Here is a 20,724-nt window from a genome sequence, read left to right as displayed (position 1 = left end):
CTGGAGTACAAGACGGCGTGGTACGGGCGGAACCTGGTGGTCGTGGACCGCTGGTTCCCCTCCTCCAAACTGTGCTCCACCTGCGGCACCCTGCAGGACAACATGCCGCTGAACGTCCGCACCTGGACGTGCGACTGCGGCACGACCCACGACCGGGACGTGAACGCGGCAAAGAACCTTCTGGCGGCCGGACGGGCCGTTACAGCCTGCGGAGCTGGTGTAAGACCTCAACGGAGTTCTCCGGGCGGGCAGTCGGCGATGAAACAGGAAGTCTCACGGCGCGAGCCGTAAGAATCTCCTCCCTTCAGGGAGGAGAGCGTCAAGCCCTCACCCTCACATCCCGCTTCCCGCCCCGCGCCGACTCCACGGGCGTGAGGCAGACGTGAGACAGCCGTGAGGCAACCGTTGCCCGCGGCGATTGGCAGAACAGTCCCACCGGGCCGCCGCAAAAAGCCGTAAACGGGGTGTATTGCCGAGACGGATCCGCCAATCGCCGCGCGCGGGCTGAACCCCGACAGCCTCCCGCTCACCGCCCCGGCCGGTCCGTCATCCACAACGCCGCGAGGAGGCCCGACGCGGCCGTGAGTACGGCGGCGGCGATGACGGTGGCGTTCAGGCCGAGGGTGTCGGCGAGGATGCCGGCGGTCAGGGCGCCGGCGGCGTAGCCGAGGTCGCGCCAGAAGCGGTAGGTGCCGAGGGCGCCCGCGCGCCAGGCGGGGTGGGCGTGGTCGGAGACGGAGGCGATCAGGGCCGGGTAGACCATGGCCGTGCCGATGCCGAGGAACACGGCGGAGAGGACGCCGGCGAGGAGCGGGCGGTCGAGCAGCGCCAGGGCGAGGACGAAACCCGCGGCCTGGACGAACATGCCGTGGACGACCAGGGGTTTGCGGCCGACGCGGTCCGCGAGGTGTCCGGTGGGGATCTGGCCGAGGCCCCACAGGATCGGGTAGAGACCCTTGATCAGGCCGACGGCGGCGAGGCCGAGGCCGTGGTCGGTGAAGAGGAGGGGGAAGACGCCCCAGGTCAGGCCGTCGTTGAGGTTGTTGACCAGACCGGCCTGGCTGGCGCCGCGCAGGGAACGGTCGCGCCAGGACGTACGGGCGAACGTGGCCTTCAAGCCGGTGTCCTCGTCGGTGGGCAACGGCTCGGTGTGCTGGGCGAGTTCGAGGGCGACATGGGCGGCGGTGTCGCGGACGACGAGGGAGAGGGCGAGTCCGGCGGCGACGAAGACGACGCCGATGAGTTCGGGGGTGGGGCGCAGACCGTACGCGGTGGCGAGGTAGCCGGTGAGGAGGGCGGTGGCGCCGACCGCCGTGTAACCGGCGGCTTCGTTGAGGCCGGTGGCCAGGCCACGGCGGGCCGGGCCGACCAGGTCGATCTTCATATTGACCGTCATCGACCAGGTCAGGCCCTGGTTGAGGCCGAGCAGGACGTTCGCGGCGACGATCCAGCCCCACGACGGCGCCCACGCGAGGGCGAAGGGGACGGGGACGCCGACCAGCCACCCGGCGACGAGGAGTCGCTTGCGGCGGAAGCGGGCGGTCAGGGCGCCGGCGGCGAGATTGGTCAGGGCCTTGGTGACGCCGAAGGCGATGATGAAGGAGAAGACGGCCAGGTCGCTGGTCAGACCGAAGACGTCGGTGCCGATGAGCGGGACGGTGGTGCGTTCCAGGCCGACCAGGCCGCCGACGCAGACGTTCACGACGACGAGCAGGGTGAACTGCAACCGGTTCTCCCGCAGGCCCAGACGAACAGGCCTCACGTGCCGGCGCTCAGTACGAGTCTGCCGGTGCCCATGACCAGCCCTCACCTGCCCGTGCCCTGGACGAGTTGTCGGCCGGTGGCCGCCGCGTAGTCGTCCGGTCCGCCGCGGAGGACGGCGAGGTCGGTGTGGCCCGCGCGTTCGAGAAGGCTGGCGGCGGTCATGGCCCGCTCACCGTGGCCGCACGCCACGACCGGCCCGTCCGGGGCGTCGGCGGCACGGTCGGCGAGCCCGCCGAGCTCGATGTGCACCGCGCCAGGAACGTGCCCGGCGGCGAACTCCGCCTCCTGCCGTACGTCGACGTACGGCCGTTTCCCGGCACGCTCGGCGGTGACGAACGTGGTCGTGGCCTGCCGGTTGCCGTCTGCCAGCCAGGCGGCCATGCCACCACGGAGACGTCCGGCGAGGCGCTCGTACCCGATCTTGTACGCCTGCCAGACGATCTCGCTCAGATCCTGATGGTCCTGATGGTTCTGGTGAACCTCGCCCGCGACGAAGGCGAGGGGCGCGGTGTCGGGCAGCAGCCAGCCCAGCCAGGTCGCGAACTGGTCCCGCAACGGGACGGAGAGCGCGCCCGGGATGTGTCCGGCCGCGTACTCGGCGGCCGGTCGGACGTCGACGACGTAACCGCCCTCGGCGAGGAGGGACTTGACCTGCGCGGCGGTCAGGTCGGGCAGCACCGGCGCGGTGGTCAGTACGGCGGGGCCGCGCCGGTTGGCCTCGGCGAGCCGGTCGAAGTAGTCCGGGTAACTGCCGAGGCCGGCCAGCAGACGCCGTACGAAGGTGTCCTCGTCCGCGGCGGCCAGCAGGGGGTTGGTCCGCTTCTGCGCGCCGATGGAGGAGGTGCGCTCCGCGCCCTCCGCGGCCGAGCAGAAGGAACCGGCACCGTGGGTGGGCCACACCGCCGTCGCGTCCGGCAGCGCGGCCAGCCGCCGCAGCGAGCGGTACTGGGCGCGGGCGAGTTCCTCGGTGCGTTCGGCGCCGAGGAGGTCGGTGCGGGCGGCCGAGTTCACGATGAGCGAGCCGCCGGTGAAGACGCCGAGTACGTGGTCGCCGTCCAGGAGCAGGAAGGACAGGTGCTCGTCCGTATGGCCGGGGGTGGCCAGCGCCCGCAGGGTCAGACCGCCGAGGTCCGTCTCGTCGCCGTCCGCCAGCGGTACGTGCGGGAAGGCCCGCCGTCCGGCGGCGGAGGCCAGCACCCGGGCGCCGTCGTCATGGGCGAGCTGGACCGCGCCGGAGAGGAAGTCCGCGTGCAGGTGGGTGTCCGCCGCGTACGCCACGGTCAGCCCGCGCCGCTCGGCGGCCGCGCGCAGGGCACGCAGGTCACGGCACGCGTCCACGGCCAGGGCGCGGCCGTCACCGAGGTCGACGAGGTAGGCGCTGTTGCCCAGCCCTTTGTCGACCAGCGGTATCAGGTGGTCGTCGGCGAAGCCCATCGGTCCTCCCAGGTTCGAGGGCGAGGGGGCCTGTGGTCACACGCCCTCACCATCACTTACACTATTCCATGGATTTATGGAGGATGTCATGGCGGGGAACATCACGGCCGGTGCGAAGGCGCGGCTGTACGACGCGTTCGCGACCAGCGGCAAGGCGCTGGCCAGCGGAAAGCGGCTGGAACTGCTCGACCTGCTGGCCCAGGGCGAGCGCACGGTCGACGCCCTGGCCAAGGCGGCCGGGCTGAACCTGACGACGGCGTCGGCGCATCTCCAGACCCTGAAACAGGCCGGCTTCGTCGCCACCCGCCGCGAGGGCGTACGCATCCACTACCGGCTGGCCGGCGACGACGTGGCCCACCTGTTCGCGCTGCTCCGCAAGGTCGCCGAGACCCACCAGGCCGCCGTACCGGCCGCCCGCGACGCCTACCTCGGCGACGACGGCGCGACCGAGGTCACCCACGACGAACTGCGCGCCCGCGTCGCGGCGGGCGACGTGGTGGTACTGGACGTACGCCCGGCGGAGGAGTACCGGGCCGGGCACATCCCGGGCGCGATCTCCGTCCCCATCGACGAACTGGCCGACCGCATCGGCGAGTTGCCGGAGGAGACGGAGATCGTCGTCTACTGCCGCGGCGAGTACTGCGTGCTCGCCTACGACGCCGTACGCCTGTTGACGGCCCACGGCCGCCGCGCGATCCGCCTCAACGACGGCATGCTGGAATGGCGCCTGTCCGACCTGCCCGTCGAGCCCGGCGAACCCACCTCGACCGTGCCCGCCGCCGGCTAGTCCCGTCGCAGCGTTGCCCGGCCGGACTCCATGAGGTCGAACGAGTACTCGAGTGTGCCGTCTGATGACGGTGTGAGGGTGATGGGCGCTTCGTCGGCACAGTTCTCTGTGCCTTCTGTGATCCGCTCCTCCACCTCGGTGCCCTGGTCGGTCTGCGAAACGAGCACCCAGATGCCACCGCAATCCAGCGTCGGGTAGTCGACCGTGGCCACGGTTTCGCCGATCTTGCCGCCCTTGTAGTCCGCCTTGACGGGATAGGTGTTGCTCTCGCCCTGCGTCACCGTGCCCCGCCAGGTGCCCTCGTAGCGGAACGAGGACGGCGCAGGCCTGTCAGCGGCGGTCGAGGCCGTCGGTGAGTCCTTGCCTCCTGACGAGGAGGATCCCTCGTTCACCAGATTCACGGCCACCACGCCCGCGAGGACGAGAGCCGCCCCCACGATGACCGCATTCCGGGCCGACCTGCCCGGCGTGCCCGGCGTGCCCGGCCTGACCGAAGGGCCGCCGGGCGTGGTGGGCGCGGCACTCCACGGAGGGGAGGGGTGCGGGTGGTGCGGTACGCCGGCCGCCGGATGGATGGGGCCGGGCTGTGGCGTTCCGGGCGGGGGAAAGGCCATGGGCTGTGGCGTGCCCGCGGGGGGAGACGGGAGGGGCCGCGGTGGTCCGGGTGCCGGGTGACCCGGACCGGGAGCGGCGGTCTGGGTGGCCCAGTACGCCTCCGGCTGCCCGGCGGGCCTGTCCACCGTGGTGGGAGGCGGGGTCTCCACCTGCAGCAGCCGTGCGGCGTGCCGCCCGAGGTGGTCCAGCAGTTCCGGCGGAAGCCAGGGACGTGAGCGGTCGTACCCGGCGGCCTCGGCCGACTCGGCGACACGCGCGGGAGTGGGGCGCTCCGCCGGGTCCTTGGCGAGGCAGCTCTCCACCAGGTCGCGAAGCGAGCCGGTGATGCCATCGAGGACGGGCGGCTCACTCACGACGGCCACCATGCCCGCCGCGGCTCCCTGGCCGGCGCCGGCGAATGGGGATCGTCCGGTCGCGGCGAACGTGAGCACGGCCCCCAGGCAGAAGACGTCACTCGCCCCGGTGACGGGCACGCCGTTCACCTGCTCGGGAGAGAGGAATCCGGGGGTGCCCACCACCATGCCCGTACGGGTGAGCCCCTCACCGTCGGCCGCGCGCGCGATCCCGAAGTCGATAACCCGGGGCCCGTCCAGGCCGAGCAGCACGTTGGACGGTTTCAGGTCCCGGTGTACCAGCCCGCAGCCGTGAATGGTCTCCAGCGCTCGCGCCAGTCCGAAGGCGAGCGCCCACACCGACTCCTCCGGCAGGAACCCGTGCCGCTCCACTGCCTCGTGCAGCGTCAGTGCGGGAACATAGGCCGTCGCCACCCAGGGCACGGCAGCTTCCGTGTCCGCCGCCACCACCGCTGCGGTCCAATCGCCCACCACTCTTCGGGCGGCCTCGACCTCTCGCCGGAACCTCTGACGGAACTCCGGGTCCACCGCGAGTTCGCCGTGCACCAGCTTGACCGCCACAGTGCGACCCTGCGCCGAACGCCCCAGGTAGACCCGGCCCATTCCACCGGACCCCAGACGGCCGAGCAGCCGATACTCCCCCACGGTCTGCGGATCGCCGGGCCTGAGCTCGTCCATGCCAACCCCCGTCACTGGAGCCGCCCTCCTGCCCCGGTGTGGGCAACGGCCCATCCTCACCCGGCAAGTGGGGCACGTCGCTCCGACCAGTACCTGACGGTGATTGTGTCAACTCTCCGACCCTGACGGGACCGTTACGATCCGTCGAGGGCGATTTCTTCCGTGACGATTTCGTGGGCACCTGGCCGCCTGACGGCGCCTCTCCGGCACTGAAAAGGGCGAGGTCCGAAGACCTCGCCCGCTACCGATGAAACCCCAGGTCAGGGCCACACCAGGCAATAGGGCTGATGCCCCGCCTCATGCAGCCGATGCGAGAAGTCCTGCCACTCGTGCAGCGATTGGAAGAGGTGGGGTGCTGACCTGGGGTTTTTTGGCGGGATGTGCGTTGACCTGCGGGAACACCTCCCCGCAGTTCTCATCGGTCTACGCCGTTTCCCATGCTCATGTGCCCTGGATGTGCCCTGGACGTGCCTTCGGCCGGTCGGGACGCAGCCCCCCCCGCCCACGCTGATCTGGAGGCTGGCCACGACGCCTTGTGCGGGATTTACCGCCTCGCCATACTCGGTGGATGATCACGCCCCGTGCCTCGCATCAACGCGTGACGAACTCCACGGAACGGCAGCGAGCTGACTTGGACGCCTACGAGGACAGGGCGCGTCGTGGGCCGTGCTTCGTGTGTGCCTTTGTCTCGGGGCACCCCGACTACGGGCATCACACGGTCTTCGAGGACGAGGACCACGTCGCCTTCCTCGACCGGTGGCCCACCCTGGCCGGCAAGGTCCTGGTCGCGCCGAAGAGGCATGTCGAGCATGTCGTTCGTGATCTCGACCAAGAGGCGTACGTCCGGCTCATGCTCGTCGTTCGGGAGGTCGCCCTCGCGGTGGAGGACTGCGTGGGAGCCGAGCGGACGTACCTGTACTCGCTGGGGAGCCAGCAGGGCAACGCGCATCTGCACTGGCACATCGCCTGCCTGCCGCCGGACGTGCCCTATGAGCAGCAGCAGTTCCACGCCCTGATGGCTGAAGGCGGTGTGCTGGCCATGAGCCCCGAGGAGTCCGTCGACATGGCCGCGCGTATCCGTGAACGCATCGCGGCCCGCGGCGGGCTCCGGGTGCTGTGACCGGATCTCAAGTCCCGGGAGCCCGGATACCGAGTGATTTCGCGACAGCCGCCCTGGACTCGTTGAGGCTGGCGCCCTGCGCGTCCCCTTCACCACTTGAGTCGCGGTCCGGAGCCGGAGTTCATGCCGTGCGCACGGTCGACGGCCAGGGCGCGTACCTCAAGGTCACTCCTGCCGTGCTGGGCCCGGAGGCGATCGCGGCGGCTCGGCGGGAGCTGCGGTTCTACCAGCGCCTCGCACCCCTCGCGCCGGTACGCACGCCGAGGCTCCTCGACCACCTGGACACAGAGGACGGCGTGGCCGTACTCCTTGAGGCGGCGGGCGAGGCCCATGAGCCCGGTGCGTGGACGGCACGCATGTGGGCCGACCTGGGCCGGGAGTTGGCAGGTCTGCACAGCATGCCGTTGCCTACGGAGGCGGAGTGGACCCGCCCCGACGCGCTGTGCGAGGCTCTCGCCGATCCGGACCTGGAGCAGATCAATGCCTTTTGGGCCTCCACGCTCCCGCAGCTCCCCGAACTCCTCGCTTACCGAGCCGAGTTGGGGGACCAGATGGACGCCATACCGCAGGTCTTCATCCACGGCGACTGCCACACGGACAATCTCGTGTACTCCCGCGGAGCCGGTTCCGTGGTCTTCTGCGACTGGCAGGCAGCCGGTATCGGCCGCCCCGCCTCCGATCTGGCGTTCCTCAGCGTTCGCGCCACACTTGCCGGCACGACGGTCCCTCAGGCGCTGATCGACGCGTACGTGGACAGTCGGCCGTGTGAACGCCACACGCTGCAGCACGCGTTGCTGGCGGAGGAACTCGCGGTCTTCCTCTTGCTGTGGCCGTCCTTCGCCGCCTTCAACGGTGCCCTGGGGATCGCCCGCGTACGCCGAAGGACTCTCGAGCTCGCGGAGCGTTGGCTCGACGTGTGACAGCTCAGGAAAATCGCAATCGTCTGGGCGGACTCCGCCTACGCGGGCACCCTCGTCGACTGGGCGAAGAAGCAGCCGACTCCCTCACGTCGATGACCGAGGCGAACTGTCCGCCAGGATGCGCTCCAAGGATCGGTGACCCATCCGACTCATGGCCGGGTTGCTTTCGACGTAGTACCAGACCAACCCCATCGCTTGAGCGAAAGCCCACGCCTTGCCTCGCTCCCATTCAAGGTCGTCGCTGCCCAGGTGATCGCGGAGCACCTGCCGCGGCCCGGCCTCGAGCAGATGCCACGCGCTCACGAGATCCAGAGAAGGGTCAGCCGGCCCGAAGCCGCCAACGTCGAGAATCCCCGCCAGACGGTCGGCGGACACGAGCACGTTGCCAGGAATCAGATCGCCATGGGCCATGACGTCCGCAGCCGCACTTCGCGGCAGATCGCGCAAAGTCGCCCACATGCGGCGAAGCCGAGGAACGTCCAGGAGTTGCTCACTGTGCCTGAAACAGGTCTCCATCCAGGCGTCATGGGTTTGCAGGTCGCCTCCTCGGCCTGTACCGGCAAACGTGCGGCCACGCGTGTCGATAGCACGCAGGTCGCCGATGAGATCGGCCAAGTCGTCGGCAAACGCCACCGATTCGCCGGGGTCCTCATCGGCGGCCACGATCCCGGGCAGCCACGTCTGCACAGACCACGGAAGCGGGTAGCCTGCGCCGGGTTCACCGAGCGCGACCGGCTCGGGCGTGGGGAAACGCGTGCGACCTGCCAGCTCTTGAGCTGCTTCCGCCTCGGACTCCAGCCAGCGCCGGGTCGGCTCGACGTCTGCGGATTCAAGAGGGAATCGAGCTGCGAACCGATCACCGATGCGGAAGAGGGCGTTGACCGTGCCCTGCGCAGCGATGCTCCTAACCGGCAGGCTCCGCCACTCAGGAAACTGCTGATCGACCAACGTGCGCACCGTCTCAGGCGACACCGTCAGCTGGTTGGCGTGCATCTTCATGGCGGAAGCATCCGCGTCACGATCTCCAACTGCAACCAGTTTCTTGTCGCGTGACCTTGCCCGTCGGCAGCCCGGCACCAGCCAGACCCCGGTCGTCGCGTTCACCACTCACGAGGGCGCGTCCGCTTGGAGCCGTAACCCGAAAAAGCAGTGGCCGCGCGGGCTCGGGGCCACATAGGTTCGCCTCCATGGTTGACGCAACTTTCGGGCATCCGCGCCTCGCAGCCATCTACGACCCACTCGATCCGGACCGCAGCGATCTCGACGCGTATCTCGCGATGGCGGAGGAGTTCGGGGCGCGGTCCGTGCTGGACATCGGGTGCGGTACGGGCGTGTTCGCGCTGCTGCTCGCCGGGCGCGGGATTACGGTCACCGGGATCGATCCCGCGCGGGCGTCTGTCGACGTCGCGCGTGGCAAGCCGGGCGCGGAGCGGGTGCGCTGGCTCGACGGCGACGCGGGGGACCTGCCGCCCATGCAGATCGACCTGGTGACGATGACCGGGAACGTCGCCCAGTCGATCGCCGATCCGCAGGCGTGGCGTACGACGCTGCGCGGCGCGTACGAGGCGCTGCGGCCCGGCGGGCGGCTTGTCTTCGAGACGCGCGATCCGGCGCAGCGCGTGTGGGAGGAGTGGGCGGAGTGGACGCGCGAGACCACGTACCGCATGACGGACCTCCCGGGCGTCGGTCACGTCGAGACCTGGGCCGAGCTGACGGACGTGAGCCTGCCGCTGGTGAGCTTCCGGGGTACGCACGTGTTCGCTGCAGACGGGGACGTACTGACCTCGGAATCGACACTTCGCTTCCGCGCACGTACGGAGATCGAGCGGGACTTGCACGAGCACGGCTTCGTCATCGAGGACGTACGCGACGCACCCGACAGGCCGGGCAGGGAGTTCGTGTTCGTGGCGCGGCGCGGTACCGCGGAGCCCGTCCCTCCCGGAATGCCCTAGGGAACGTGCGCACCACACAGCGCCGGGCAGACGGGACCTTGAAGACACTCCCCAGCGCGTTGATGAAACCACCGGCAAGCGCAAGCGGTTCTCTTCGGCGATCTTCCGGCCCTGGTGCCGCACGTCCCCGAAGATCGCTGAGTTGCTGCCTCTGCTCTACCTGCATGGCCTGTCCTCCGGGGACTTCGTGCCCGCGATGGAGCAGTTCCTCGGCTCCTCGGCCGGGTGTCGCCGGCCACCGTGACCCGGTTGACAGCGCAGTGGCAGGCCGACCACGCCGTGTTCCAGGAACGCGACCTGTCCGGCACCGACTACCCCGATTCAGGCTTGCTGCGCGACGTCCTCGGCCAGCTCGGCGAGGGTTCGCTCCGCCAGCGACCGCGCCTCCGGCGTGCTGTCGGCCCCGGCAAGGGTGATCGCCGACTTCCAGGCCGCCCAACCCTGGGCGCGGTGCCAGGTGTCCTGGTCCAGACCGGCCGCGCGGACGAACAGCGGACGCGTCTCGCGGTCGAACATCGTCCACGCGGCCACCAGGTCGCAGGCAGGGTCCCCGACGGCGGAGCAGCCGAAGTCGATGACCGCCGAGAGCCGTCCCTCGCTCAGCAGCAGGTTTCCGGGTGCGATGTCGCCGTGCAGCCACACCGGTGCCTCGATCCACGAAGACTCCGTGGCGCGGCGGACGCACCGCTCGCCCACCTCCCGCACTTCGGGCACGAGCCCGGCGAGAGCCAGGATGGCTTCGTCGGCGTAGACCGTGAATTCGGCGCCACGCGAGGAGTTGTGCGTCCCCGGCGGCGGGGCGTCCTGCGTCGGCGTGGCGCGCAGGGCCGTCAGGAACTCGCCCAGGCCCACCGCGACAGCGGCCAGATCGGCTTCCCCGGCACCGGCGCGGTTCAGCGTCTGCCCGGGGTACCAGGCGTACACCGACCACGGACCGTCGAACAGCGGGCCTGGCGCACCCTTGGCGACCGGCTTCGGGATCGGCAGTGGCAGCACCTCGGCGAGCACCGGCAGCCAGCGGTGCTCCTTCTCGACCTGGGCGTCGTAACCCCGCGCGCTGGGTATCCGGACCGCGAGGTCGGAGCCAAGGCGGAACGTGCGGTTGTCCCAGCCCTGCGGCTCGACCGGGCAAAGCGGCAGCTCGGCCCACTGGGGGAACTGCTCGCGCACGAGCCGGCGCGCGAGGTCCAGGTCGGGCACCGGCCGCTCGGCGGTGGGCACGGAACTGTCCTGGCTGGCGCTCATGGCGGGATCTCCTGCGGAGGTGTCGGTCACGGTCGAGTACTGGTCACGGTCGGTCAGCGGCCCCGGGACCGCTCCGGCCGGCCGGGCGAAGCGGGTGCCTTCGGCGGACGGGCCCCGCCGCACCGTAGCGGCTGAAGCCGGGGACGAGCCGCTTAAGGGATCCGGCGAGCAGGATCACCACAGCGCCCAGCCCGGCCACGGCGCCCACCCCGACCAGCGCCACAGCGGGCACAGCCCCAGCCATCCCGACGGGCTCCACAATCCGGGGACGGCGGCGTCGTGCAGCCTGCCCCGCGCGTCCGGCGGGCACGCGTGGTTGAGTGGGGTGTACCACCACACGCCGTGCAGGGTGATGCCCACGCCCCCGACCACGACCGCCGCGGTGTCGGCGTCGACCAGCCGGACCGCGCCGAGGCCGTCCCACAGACGCAGCGCCAGCATCTGCTCCTCCATATGCCGGTCGGGCCAGGTCAGCTTCAGCGCCGGCGGCTCGCCGTCTCGGCTGACCGGCACCACGAGGCTGTGGTAACCGTGCATGGGTTGCCCGTCGACCTCCAGGTCCACCGGTCGCACCACTCGGCGACGGTGTCCGGCAGGGCCGCCAGCCACCGGTGCCCCGCCTCGCCCTGGTGCTGCCAGCGGTCGAAGCCCCGAAGGGCCTTGGGCACCTCTACCGGCTTGCGTTGCTGTGGCCCTCAGCAGGCACCGCATCTCCCTCACGATCACAACTGTGCGCGGCGAGAGGTTGCCGCGCTTTGGAAGGGCGGAAGAGCCAGGGCCCGTCCGGTGGGCGGGGAGGGCACCGGACAGGCCCTGGCTGTCTCAGGGGGTGGATCGGGGCGGGCAGTTGTCCGACGCTCTTTCCTGTGGTGGTTATGCCGAGAGCCAGGCTGCCTGGTCAGGTGCCAGCAGGTCGTCTTCTACGGGGTCGCTGGAGAGCAGGATCGAGGCGTGTTCGGGGAGTGGGTACGGCTCGGCGGAGAGGTTGACCACGCAGGTGAAGCCTTGGCCGCGAGTGAAGGCGAGGACTCCGTCGGGGCTGTCCAGCCAGGTGAGGGTGCCGTCGCCGAGGGCGGGGTGTTCGCGGCGCAGGTGCAGGGCCGTGCGGTAGAGCTCCAGCATCGACGTCTTGTCGCCGGTCTGTGCCTGCACGGTGCGCTCGCCCCAGTTGGCGGGTTGGGGGAGCCAGGGGGCGGCGGAGGCGTCGTCGGGGCTGAAGCCGAAGGGGGTGGTCCGGCCGGACCAGGGGATCGGAACCCGGCAGCCGTCCCGGCCGCGGTCGGTGTGGGCGGAGCGTTCCCAGATGGGGTCCTGGAGGACGGATTCCGGGAGGTCCTCGACCTCGGGCAGGCCGAGTTCCTCGCCCTGGTAGACGTAGGCGCCGCCGGGGAGGCCGAGCATCAGCAGGGCCGCCGCGCGGGCGCGGCGGGTGCCGAGGGCCGGGTCGGGGGGGCCGTCGGGTCGGTAGGGCTCGGTGGGTGACCAGCGTCTGACCGTCTTGCGGGCGTAGCGGCTGGCGTGGCGCATGACGTCGTGGTTGGAGAGCACCCAGGTGGCGGGCGCGTCGACCGCGCTGAGGAGAGTGAGCGAGTCGTCGATGACCGTGCGTAGGTCCTTCGGATCCCAACTGGCCATCAGAAAATCGAAGTTGAAGGCGGTGTGCAGGCCGTCCCCGCGGACGTAGGCGGCGAGGCGCTCCGGGGTGTCCGTCCAGGCTTCCGCCACGAACGCCCGGTCGCCCCCGTACTCGTCGGCCAGCCGGCGCCAGGTCCGGAAGATGTCGTGGACCCCGTCGCGGTCCCAGTGCGGGTGTCCCGTGTCCTGGCGGGGTGGCAGGTCGGGCAGTTCGGGGTCCTTGATCAGGCCGTGCGCCACATCGATACGGAAGCCGTCCGCGCCCCGGCTGAACCAGAACCGCAGGATCGACTCGAACTCCTCCCGCACTTCCGGGTGTTGCCAGTTGAGGTCGGGCTGTTCCGGAGCGAACAGGTGCAGGTACCACTCGCCGTCGGGCAGCCGGGTCCAGGCGGGGCCGCCGAAGACCGACACCCAGTTGTTGGGCGGCTGGGTGCCGTCGGGACCGCGGCCGGGGCGGAAGATGTAGCGCTCCCGCTCCGGGGTGCCGGGGCCGGCGGCCAGTGCCGCCTGGAACCAGGCGTGTTGGTCCGAGGTGTGGTTCGGGACGATGTCCGGGATGACGCGGATCCCGTACCCGTGTGCCTCCTCGATGAGCTGCTCGGCCTCGGCGACGGTGCCGAACAGCGGGTCGATCTCGCGGAAGTCGGCCACGTCGTAACCGTGGTCCGCCATCGGGGACTTGTACCAGGGGTTGATCCAGAGGGCGTCCACACAGAGCGACTTGAGGTACGGCAGACGGGAGCGGAGGCCGGCGATGTCGCCGACGCCGTCACCGTTGCCGTCGGCGAAGCTGCGGATATAGACCTGGTAGATGACGGCGCTGCGCCACCACGGTGCGGTGTTACCGGTTGTCGGCATGCGGTTGTGCGACTCCTTCGGTGGGGGCGCGGTGCGGGTCGCTACGGGTTCGCCCGCCGCTACTCCTTGACGGCTCCGGCGTTGGCGCCCCGGACGAAGTAGCGCTGGAAGCAGAAGAACAGCACCGCCACCGGCAGCGTCGACAGCAGGGCCGCCGCCAGTTTCAGCGGGTACTGGGTGCCGCTGCCCAGGCCACCGGAGACGAACCGGGCCAGTCCGGTCGTCAGCGTCTCGTACTGGGCGGACTGGGTGGCGACCAGGAAGTGGGTGAACTCGTTCCAGGAGCCCTGGAACGACAGGATGGTCAGAGTGATCAGGGCGGGCCGGGCCATCGGCAGGACCACCGACCAGAAGGTGCGGAACACCCCGGCGCCGTCCACCCGCGCGGCTTCCTCCACTTCCCGCGGGATGGACTCGAAGAACTGCTTCATCATGAAGATGCCGCCCGCGCCCACCAGCATCGGCAGGATCATGCCGGTGTAGGTGTCGAAGAGCCCGAGGGTGTTGAGCACCAGGAACCGCGGGATCAGCAGGGCGATGCCGGGCACCGCCATCACGGCGATGACGAAGCCGAACAGCAGCGTGCGTCCCCGGAAGCGCAGCCGGGCCAGCGCGTACCCGGCCATGGAGTCGAACAGCACATGCCCGGCCGTGGCCACGACGGCGATGAACGTCGAGTTGCCCAGCCAGCGCAGGAAGGGGACGCCGTCCCCGTTCTGGCTCAGCCCGAACAGTCGCTGGTAGGAGGCGGTCGTCGGCGGGGACGGGATCAGTCCGAGGGGGTGGGCCGCCGCGTCCGGGTCCGTCTTGAACCCGGTAACGAGCTGGATGACGAACGGCATCAGATACAGCAGCCCGAGCCCCAGCACGAGCGTGTATCCAAGTATCCGCAGGTGCGTCGGGTGCCGTCCGAGCACGGGGCGTTCCTGGGCCCGGACGGCCGTGGCCTTGGCCTTCATCGGTTCCTCCCGAGACGGAGACGGATACGGGAGCTGGGCCGGGGGGCGCGCTCGCGCAGCGCCCAGCGCTGCAGCACGGTCATGGCCAGGATCAGGGCGAGCAGGATGAAGGCGATGGCCGCGCCCTGGCCGAAGTCGCCGTCACCGAAAGCCGCCGTGTAGGACAGGAAGGCGGGCGTCAGTGTCGTGTTGGCCGGGCCGCCCTGACTCACGACGTACACCTGGTCGAAGACCTGCCACGAGCCGATCATGCCGAGTGTGAGGACGAAGAAGAGTACGGGTCGCAGGGCGGGCAGCGTCACATGGCGCAGCAGCTGCAGACGGTTGACGCCTTCGATGGCGGCCGATTCCTCCAGTTCCCGGGGGACGTCCTGGAGGGCGGCCAGGAAGATCAGCATCAGGGTGCCGGACGTCGTCCACACGGCGAGCACGATGAGCGTGCACATCGCGACGGACGGCCCGGACAGCCACTCGAACCACGAAAGGCCCATGAAGGAGTGGTCGGCCAGGAATCCCGAGGGCCTGTCGGGGTCGACGATGCCGAGGGCGCCGAGCAGGAGTGAGAGCACGCCGCGCGAGTCGGCGAACCAGTTGGGTCCCTTGATCCCGGCCCAGGACAGCAGCGTGTTGACGGCGCCGCTGCCCTGGAACAGGAAGAGGAAGATGGTGGAGACGGCGATGGAGCTGGTGACCGACGGGAAATAGAACGTGGTGCGCAGGGCGCCCCGGGCGCGCAGCAGCCGCTGGTTGACGATCATGGCCAGGCCCAGCGCGAGGCAGGTCTGGAGCGGCACGGTGAGCAGCACGTAGTAGGCGGTGTTGCGCAGCGAGGTCGTGAACAGCGTGCGGTCCAGGCCGTCCTCGGTGAGGAGTGCGCGGTAGTTGCCGAGGCCCACGAACGTCGCCTGGCCGCTGAACGGGTTGGACTGGCCGTCCCAGTTCAGCAGGCTCACCCAAGCCGCCATCAGGATCGGCAGCACCAGGAACAGGCCGAGGATGATCACCATGGGGCTGACGAACAGCCAGCCCCAGAGTCCTTCCCGGCGGCGCCCCGCGCGCGGGGCGAGGTGTGCGCGGGGCGCCGCGTGCGGACCGGTCCCACCGGGCGTGTCAGGTGTGCCCGGTGAGCCGACCGTTCGGGGGTCCGCAGCTGCGGACGCCGGGGTGGCGGTGGGGGTGGCGCCGCCGGGCGCCCGGCCCGAGCGGCGCGTCGGACGGGAAACCATGGCGGCTCATTCGCCCTTCGCCAGGGCTTGTTCGCCGTTGCGCTGCAGGTCGGCGAGGATCTTCGCCGGATCGCCGGTGCGCAGCGACTGAAGGCCGGTGTTGAACTGGCCGAGGACCTTCTCGAAGCCGGGTATGGTCACCGGGCCCTGGGCGTAGGCGTTCGCGTCGACCCATGCCTTTGCGGCGGGCACCTTGTCGGCGTAGGTGGCCTGGGCGCTGGTGCGCGAGGGCATCACGCCGAAGGCGTCGGCGAACTTCAGCTGCTGGGTGGCGGAGGTCAGATACTTCACCAGGTCCACGGACGCGGCCCGGTGCGTGCTGTCCTGGGCGACACCCCAGCAGGTGCTGAAGGCGAGCGAGCCCTTCCCTGCTGGTCCTTCGGGCAGGGGCACGGCCTTGTACTTGATGTTCGGGAAGTCGAGCTTCATGGCGCCGGTGAGCCAGTTGCCCTCGATGGTCATGGCGGCCTTGCCCTTGCCGAACGCCTCACCGCCCCATGCGGTGTCGACCTGCTTGGCGTACTTCAGGGAGCCATCCTTCAGCAGCGACTGCACATAGGTGAGCGCTTCGATGTTCTGGCTGCTGTCGGCGGTCATCTTCGTCTGGTCGGCGTTGGTGATCGCACCGCCGGCCTCCTTCATGAAGGCGCCGAGCCGCACGTACTCGTCGTTGGTCACCAGGCCCGTGACATCACCGCTGGTGAGCTTGGCCGCGACGGTCTTCAGCTCGGCCCAGGTGGTCGGGTAGTCCTTGTCCGTCAGCCCGGCCTTCTTCCACAGGTCGGTGTTGATCGCCAGCGCGAGCGTGGAGGTGTCCTTGGGCAGACACATCAGCTTCCCGTCGTAGGTGAAGGACGACCGCAGCGGCGCGGCGAAGTCGTCGACGTCCTTCACCTGGTCGCCGTAGGCGTAGAGGGAGCCGCCCTTGGCGTAGTTGGCGAACAGGTCGGACGGAACGTAGAAGACGTCCGGCGGATTGCCCCCGGCGAATGACTGCGTGAGCTGCTGGTTGAGATCCTTGGCGAGCTCCACGGTCACCGTGTTGCCGGACTGCTTCGCGTACGCGGCCACGGCCTCCCTGACGGCCTTGGTCTCGGCGTCGCCCGAGGTGCCGATGAGGACCGTCAGTTTCTGGCCGGAGCCGGTGTCCTGCTGTGCTTCCTTGCCGCCGCCGAAACTCGACGAGCAGCCCGTGGCGGCCAGCAGCGCCGCGCAGGTGACGATGGCCGCGGTGGCCTTTCGGTTGACCATGGAAATCCTCCGTGGGATGCGGGTGTTACGTGCGGCTCCACCCGGTCCGCGCGGGATACGGGTCCGGGGTGGGGGGGAGGAGAGGGAGAGGTCTCAGGTGGGGGGAGGAGAGGGAGAGGTCTCGAAGATGAAGGGGTGCCGGGCAGACTGGTCGCCCGGCCTGGCGGCTGCTGTCCGGGGCAAGGGAGGGGGCGCCGGAGCGGCTGCCTGGTCAGGGCGGCTGCACTCGGCTACGGGCGCCCAGCGGCTGCTACTCGGCTAACTCGGTCGTGTCCGCGGTGCCGTCGCACGGTGCGCCGCTGCTGTCGCGCACGACCAGCGACGGCTCCAGCAGAAGGCGCTCCGGCGGTACGTCTGGCGCGGCGATCCGCGCCAGCAGCAGCCGTACGCACTCCCGGCCGACCTCCTCCAGCGGCTGGGCGACGGAGGTCAGTGCGGGGAAGAGGTTCTCGGCGGTCGGCGAGTCGTCGAAGCCGACCACGGCGACATCGCGGCCGGGGGCGGAGCCGCGCTCGCGCAGCGTCTGGTAGCAGCCGAGGGCCAGCATGTCGCTGGCCGCGATCACGGCGGTCGCGCCCGCGTCCAGGAGCGGTTTCACGGCGGTGCGGGCCGCGTCGATGTCACCCACCGTCTGCGCGCGCCGCCCGCGGGTCGGCAGTCCGTGCCGGCGCATGGCCCGCTGCCAGCCCTCGGCACGGTCGTCACCGGAGCCGGAGCCGCGTTCCCAGCCCAGGAAGGCGATCTTGCGATGCCCGAGCGCGACCAGGTGCTCGACCGCGGCGTCCGTGCCCGAGGCGCCGTCGACGTCGACCCAGTCGCCGATCTGCCGCCCCGACCAGATCCGGCCGAAGGCGACGAACGGTACACCCCGCTTGGCGAGCCACGCCTGGCGCGGGTCGTTGCGGGCGGTGCCGCTGAGCACGAAGCCGTCGACCTCGTGCTGGTCCAGCAGTTCCTCGTACCCCTGAAGGGTCGGGCCGCCGGGCGGGCAGGCGAACAGCAGGATCCGGTATCCGGCCTCATCGGCGGCCTGCGACAAGGCGTGCAGGAACCGGTCCAGGACCGGGTTGCTGCTCAGTGTGGGCAGGATGCCGTAGCCGATCAGCTTGCTGGAGCGGGTGCGGAGCGTCTGCGCGGCGCGGCTGGGGCGGTAGCCCATCTCCTCGATCACGCGGCTCACCCGCTCCAGGGTCTCGGGACGCAGCATGCCGGGCGAGTTGATCGCGTTCGACACGGTCTGCGGGGAGACCCCGGCCCGGGCGGCGACCATCGCGAGGGTCACCGGTCCGTTCTTGGCCGAGGCAGTGTTCTTGGCGCGGGGCATGCGGCTCTCCGGCTTGCTGAGGAGATGTGGGTCGGTTTTAGCGTTCCAAAAGCGTTGTCATCGCTCTGACGTTTGACTTAGTGTCCTTTGAACGATCTAACGCTGAGAGGTTCTACTTCCTTGGACACCACTGTCAAGACCCAGGACACCAACGACTCGGTCACGGCTCCCTCCTCCGCGACCGGCGGCCTGCAGCCGTTCCTGCATGACGCGGTCGTCACACTGCACGCGCCGAGCCTCGTGATCTCGAGAGAAGACGGGCAGCTCAGCGGGGGTGCGGACGGCTTCTACCACGGCGACCGCCGGGCGCTTTCCCGGCTGACCGTCACCGCCGAGGGCATCGCTCTGGCGCCCGTTCAAGGCGGGCTGCGGGGCGCGGACCGCGCCGGCTTCCGGGCGGTCCTGCGCGGGCTCGGCGAGGTGACACCGGACCCGGCCGTCGCCCTGCACCGCCGCCGCAGCACCTCCGACGGCCGCTTCGAGGAGGTCTTCGAGGTCACCAACGCGGGCGGCGAGCACGTCCGCCTCCGGCTGACGGTGAGCGCGGGCACGGACCTCGCCACCATGGAGCAGGTCAAGTCGGGACACGTCATCGCGGAGGCGTCGCCGCAGGTCGCGGACGGCGACACCGTCGGCCTCGCCTGGTCCACGGACGACTTCACCGTACGACTGGCCGCCGAGCCCGCACCGGACGCGCTTCAGGTGCCGACGGGCGAACTGTCCTACGCCATCGACCTCAAGCCCGGCACATCGTGGACGGCGACACTGACCTGCACCGCCACCTACGCGGACGGCGACCAGTTCCCGGCGCCGCCCGCGGGCCGACTGCCCTGGCGCATCCCCGTGCTGCGCAGCGCGGACCGTCGCTTCGACCGGTGGCTGGAGCAGTCCCTCGCCGACCTGGACCGGCTGCGCCTGACGGACCCGCGGTCGCCCGACCCGGACCGCCCGGACCAGTTCCTGGCCGCCGGCGCCCCCTGGTTCCTGACCCTCTTCGGCCGCGACTCGCTCTGGGCCGCCCGCATGCTCCTCCCGCTCGGCACCGAGCTCGCCGCCGGAACCCTGCGGACACTCGCCCGCCGCCAGGGCCTGGTCACCGACTCGGCCACGGAGGAGCAGCCGGGCAAGATCCTGCACGAAGTACGCCGCGACACCCTCCAAATCGCGGACCGCCTCTCCCTCCCGCCGGTGTACTACGGCACCGTCGACGCCACACCGCTGTGGGTCACCCTGCTCCACGACGCCTGGCGCTGGGGCCTGGCCCCGGAGGAAGTCGAACTACTGCTGCCCCACGCCGAGTTGGCGCTCGCGTGGATGCGTGACCAGGCAGACGCCAGTGGTGACGGGTTCCTCAAGTACGTCGACCAGACCGGCCACGGCCTGTCCAACCAGGGCTGGAAGGACTCCGACGACTCCATCCGCTACCGCGACGGCCGCCGCGCCCACGCTCCGATCGCGCTGTGCGAGGTCCAGGCGTACGCCTACGAGGCCGCACGCGCCGGAGCTGCGCTGCTGCGCGCGTTCGGCCGCCCGGGCGCGGACGCCTGGGAGGACTGGGCGGACCAGCTGGCCGCCCGCTTCCGGGCGTGTTTCTGGGTGGAGGACGAGAAGGGTCCGTACCCGGCGGTCGCGCTCGACGGCGACGGCAGGCCGGTCGACTCGGTCACCTCTGGCTTCGGCCACCTCCTGGGCACGGGCCTGCTCAACGCGGAGGAGAGTGCGCTGCTGGCCGCCCGGATCGCCGGGCCCGACCTCGACGCGGGGCACGGTCTGCGCACTTACAGCAGCGACGCGGTGGGCTACAACCCGTACGGCTATCACGTCGGTTCGATCTGGCCGCACGACACCGCGATCGCCGTACACGGCCTGATCAGGGCCGGCTTCCCGGACGCCGCGGCATCCCTGGCCGACGGCCTGTTGACGGCGTCGGCAGCATTCGACGCCCGCCTGCCCGAACTCTTCGCAGGCCACGGCACCGAGGCGGGCCCCGGCCCGGCCCCCTATCCAGCGTCCTGCCGTCCCCAGGCGTGGGCGGCCGCGTCCTCGGTCCTCGTGCTTCAAGCGGCCTTGGGCCTGAACGCGGACGTCCCGGGCGGCACGGTCACCGTGGCCTCCACGTTCGCCCGGAACTACGGACCGCTGTCCCTGAACGGGTTCCAGGTCGATGGGAACCGACTGGACGTCACGGTGACAGCGGACGGAGCAGCGCAGGTGACGCCACCGGGGGAGTTGGTCGTGACCATGGCCTGATGTGACTGAGCGCGCTACGTGGTGCTGGCCGCCCATCCGGACACGCGGTCAGAACCCGCTACATGGCCATCACATGACGAGGGCGGGGTCGGAAACCCCGCCCGCTACTCATGAAATCCCAGGTCAGAGCCACACCAGGCAATAAGGCTGATGCCCCGCCTCATGCAGCCGATGCGAGAAGTCCTGCCACTCATGAAGCCGATTGAGGGCGGGAGGGTGCTGGCCTGGGGTTTCTTGGCGATGTGTGCGCTGACCAGGGGAAACGTCTCTCCGTAGTTCTCACTGGTCTACGCCGTTTCCCGGGCTCATGTGCCCTGGATGTGCCCTCGGGCTCGATACGAGCGACTTGT

General features: G+C 70.3%; 17 protein-coding genes and 1 pseudogene. 7 read left to right on the top strand and 11 right to left on the bottom strand.

Annotated features, from left to right (window positions below):
• Positions 1 to 291 (top strand): zinc ribbon domain-containing protein (locus tag F3T56_RS38625; RefSeq protein ID WP_149830136.1); only part of this gene is annotated, 291 nt, incomplete at its 5' end.
• Positions 292 to 526: 235 nt separating this feature from the next.
• On the opposite strand, the gene F3T56_RS38620 is transcribed toward F3T56_RS38625, so the two are convergent.
• Together F3T56_RS38620 and F3T56_RS38615 are read right to left on the bottom strand one after the other, a co-directional pair.
• Complete coding sequence (locus tag F3T56_RS38620) at positions 527 to 1,762, bottom strand: MFS transporter (RefSeq protein ID WP_149830135.1); 1,236 nt, start codon at positions 1,760 to 1,762, stop codon at positions 527 to 529.
• 44 nt (positions 1,763 to 1,806) lie between these two features.
• Positions 1,807 to 3,198 (bottom strand): MBL fold metallo-hydrolase, encoded by a 1,392-nt coding sequence (locus F3T56_RS38615; protein WP_149830134.1) that lies wholly within the window; start codon positions 3,196 to 3,198, stop codon positions 1,807 to 1,809.
• Between the two features lie 88 nt (positions 3,199 to 3,286).
• Between F3T56_RS38615 and F3T56_RS38610 the strand changes: the two genes are divergently transcribed.
• A complete protein-coding gene (locus F3T56_RS38610; protein ID WP_149830133.1) occupies positions 3,287 to 3,985 on the top strand; it encodes an ArsR/SmtB family transcription factor in 699 nt (232 codons plus the stop codon).
• On the opposite strand, the gene F3T56_RS47215 is transcribed toward F3T56_RS38610, so the two are convergent.
• Entirely contained in the window at positions 3,982 to 5,631 is a 1,650-nt protein-coding gene (locus F3T56_RS47215) for a serine/threonine-protein kinase (protein WP_216373062.1), read from the bottom strand. The two genes, F3T56_RS38610 and F3T56_RS47215, sit on opposite strands and share 4 nt — an antisense overlap.
• Positions 5,632 to 6,199: 568 nt before the next feature.
• Here F3T56_RS47215 and F3T56_RS38600 point away from each other — a divergent pair.
• Together F3T56_RS38600 and F3T56_RS38595 are read left to right on the top strand one after the other, a co-directional pair.
• Positions 6,200 to 6,751 (top strand): HIT family protein, encoded by a 552-nt coding sequence (locus tag F3T56_RS38600; protein ID WP_149830132.1) that lies wholly within the window; start codon positions 6,200 to 6,202, stop codon positions 6,749 to 6,751.
• Between the two features lie 128 nt (positions 6,752 to 6,879).
• The gene (locus tag F3T56_RS38595) at positions 6,880 to 7,671 is read left to right on the top strand and encodes a phosphotransferase family protein (RefSeq protein WP_172639342.1); all 792 of its coding nucleotides are present in this window, start codon (positions 6,880 to 6,882) and stop codon (positions 7,669 to 7,671) included.
• Positions 7,672 to 7,755: 84 nt separating this feature from the next.
• Here the strand turns inward: F3T56_RS38595 and F3T56_RS38590 are convergent, their stop codons facing one another.
• Complete coding sequence (locus F3T56_RS38590; protein WP_149830130.1) at positions 7,756 to 8,670, bottom strand: aminoglycoside phosphotransferase family protein; 915 nt, start codon at positions 8,668 to 8,670, stop codon at positions 7,756 to 7,758.
• A 188-nt stretch (positions 8,671 to 8,858) separates the two neighbouring features.
• Here F3T56_RS38590 and F3T56_RS38585 point away from each other — a divergent pair, with 188 nt between their 5' ends.
• Both F3T56_RS38585 and F3T56_RS48725 read left to right on the top strand, forming a co-directional pair.
• A complete protein-coding gene (locus F3T56_RS38585) occupies positions 8,859 to 9,623 on the top strand; it encodes a class I SAM-dependent methyltransferase (RefSeq protein ID WP_149830129.1) in 765 nt (254 codons plus the stop codon).
• Between the two features lie 52 nt (positions 9,624 to 9,675).
• A pseudogene (locus F3T56_RS48725) lies at positions 9,676 to 9,938 on the top strand (transposase); the annotation flags it as partial.
• Between the two features lie 6 nt (positions 9,939 to 9,944).
• On the opposite strand, the gene F3T56_RS38575 reads toward F3T56_RS48725, so the two are convergent.
• The 7 genes from F3T56_RS38575 to F3T56_RS38545 form a co-directional block, all read right to left on the bottom strand.
• Positions 9,945 to 10,868, bottom strand: a complete 924-nt coding sequence (locus F3T56_RS38575) for an aminoglycoside phosphotransferase family protein (RefSeq protein ID WP_149830128.1) — start codon at positions 10,866 to 10,868, stop codon at positions 9,945 to 9,947.
• A 174-nt stretch (positions 10,869 to 11,042) separates the two neighbouring features.
• On the bottom strand, positions 11,043 to 11,444 hold the full coding sequence (locus F3T56_RS38570) for an aminoglycoside phosphotransferase family protein (RefSeq protein ID WP_172639341.1): 402 nt from the start codon (positions 11,442 to 11,444) through the stop codon (positions 11,043 to 11,045).
• A 297-nt stretch (positions 11,445 to 11,741) separates the two neighbouring features.
• Positions 11,742 to 13,364 carry a glycoside hydrolase family 13 protein gene (locus tag F3T56_RS38565; protein WP_149830126.1) on the bottom strand — a complete coding sequence of 541 codons (1,623 nt, stop codon included), beginning with the start codon at positions 13,362 to 13,364 and terminating at the stop codon, positions 11,742 to 11,744.
• 59 nt (positions 13,365 to 13,423) lie between these two features.
• The gene (locus F3T56_RS38560; RefSeq protein WP_149830125.1) at positions 13,424 to 14,323 is read right to left on the bottom strand and encodes a carbohydrate ABC transporter permease; all 900 of its coding nucleotides are present in this window, start codon (positions 14,321 to 14,323) and stop codon (positions 13,424 to 13,426) included.
• Complete coding sequence (locus F3T56_RS38555; RefSeq protein WP_149830145.1) at positions 14,320 to 15,330, bottom strand: carbohydrate ABC transporter permease; 1,011 nt, start codon at positions 15,328 to 15,330, stop codon at positions 14,320 to 14,322. Before F3T56_RS38555 ends, F3T56_RS38560 begins: the two co-directional genes overlap by 4 nt.
• Positions 15,331 to 15,555: 225 nt before the next feature.
• Positions 15,556 to 16,800, bottom strand: coding sequence for a sugar ABC transporter substrate-binding protein (locus F3T56_RS38550; protein WP_149830124.1), 1,245 nt, complete (start codon positions 16,798 to 16,800; stop codon positions 15,556 to 15,558).
• 250 nt (positions 16,801 to 17,050) lie between these two features.
• Positions 17,051 to 18,124 (bottom strand): LacI family DNA-binding transcriptional regulator, encoded by a 1,074-nt coding sequence (locus tag F3T56_RS38545; RefSeq protein WP_149830123.1) that lies wholly within the window; start codon positions 18,122 to 18,124, stop codon positions 17,051 to 17,053.
• A gap of 120 nt (positions 18,125 to 18,244) precedes the next feature.
• Here F3T56_RS38545 and F3T56_RS38540 point away from each other — a divergent pair, with 120 nt between their 5' ends.
• The gene (locus F3T56_RS38540; RefSeq protein WP_149830122.1) at positions 18,245 to 20,374 is read left to right on the top strand and encodes an amylo-alpha-1,6-glucosidase; all 2,130 of its coding nucleotides are present in this window, start codon (positions 18,245 to 18,247) and stop codon (positions 20,372 to 20,374) included.
• Positions 20,375 to 20,724 lie beyond the last annotated feature (350 nt).

It is taken from the genome of Streptomyces tailanensis (genome assembly GCF_008386495.1).
GTDB classification, from domain to species: Bacteria; Actinomycetota; Actinomycetes; order Streptomycetales; family Streptomycetaceae; genus Streptomyces; species Streptomyces tailanensis.
The sequence above is the reverse complement of the archived record's forward strand: the minus strand, read 5'-3'. Positions and strand labels throughout refer to the sequence as shown.

Coding starts and splice junctions, on each gene's coding strand:
- F3T56_RS38615 (WP_149830134.1), bottom strand. CDS start 3,198: ATGGGCTTCGCCGACGACCACCTGATACCGCTGGTCGACAAAGGGCTG.
- F3T56_RS38585 (WP_149830129.1), top strand. CDS start 8,859: ATGGTTGACGCAACTTTCGGGCATCCGCGCCTCGCAGCCATCTACGAC.
- F3T56_RS38565 (WP_149830126.1), bottom strand. CDS start 13,364: ATGCCGACAACCGGTAACACCGCACCGTGGTGGCGCAGCGCCGTCATC.
- F3T56_RS38590 (WP_149830130.1), bottom strand. CDS start 8,670: ATGAAGATGCACGCCAACCAGCTGACGGTGTCGCCTGAGACGGTGCGC.
- F3T56_RS38545 (WP_149830123.1), bottom strand. CDS start 18,124: ATGCCCCGCGCCAAGAACACTGCCTCGGCCAAGAACGGACCGGTGACC.
- F3T56_RS38600 (WP_149830132.1), top strand. CDS start 6,200: ATGATCACGCCCCGTGCCTCGCATCAACGCGTGACGAACTCCACGGAA.
- F3T56_RS38610 (WP_149830133.1), top strand. CDS start 3,287: ATGGCGGGGAACATCACGGCCGGTGCGAAGGCGCGGCTGTACGACGCG.
- F3T56_RS38575 (WP_149830128.1), bottom strand. CDS start 10,868: ATGAGCGCCAGCCAGGACAGTTCCGTGCCCACCGCCGAGCGGCCGGTG.
- F3T56_RS38555 (WP_149830145.1), bottom strand. CDS start 15,330: ATGGTGATCATCCTCGGCCTGTTCCTGGTGCTGCCGATCCTGATGGCG.
- F3T56_RS38560 (WP_149830125.1), bottom strand. CDS start 14,323: ATGAAGGCCAAGGCCACGGCCGTCCGGGCCCAGGAACGCCCCGTGCTC.
- F3T56_RS38550 (WP_149830124.1), bottom strand. CDS start 16,800: ATGGTCAACCGAAAGGCCACCGCGGCCATCGTCACCTGCGCGGCGCTG.
- F3T56_RS47215 (WP_216373062.1), bottom strand. CDS start 5,631: ATGGACGAGCTCAGGCCCGGCGATCCGCAGACCGTGGGGGAGTATCGG.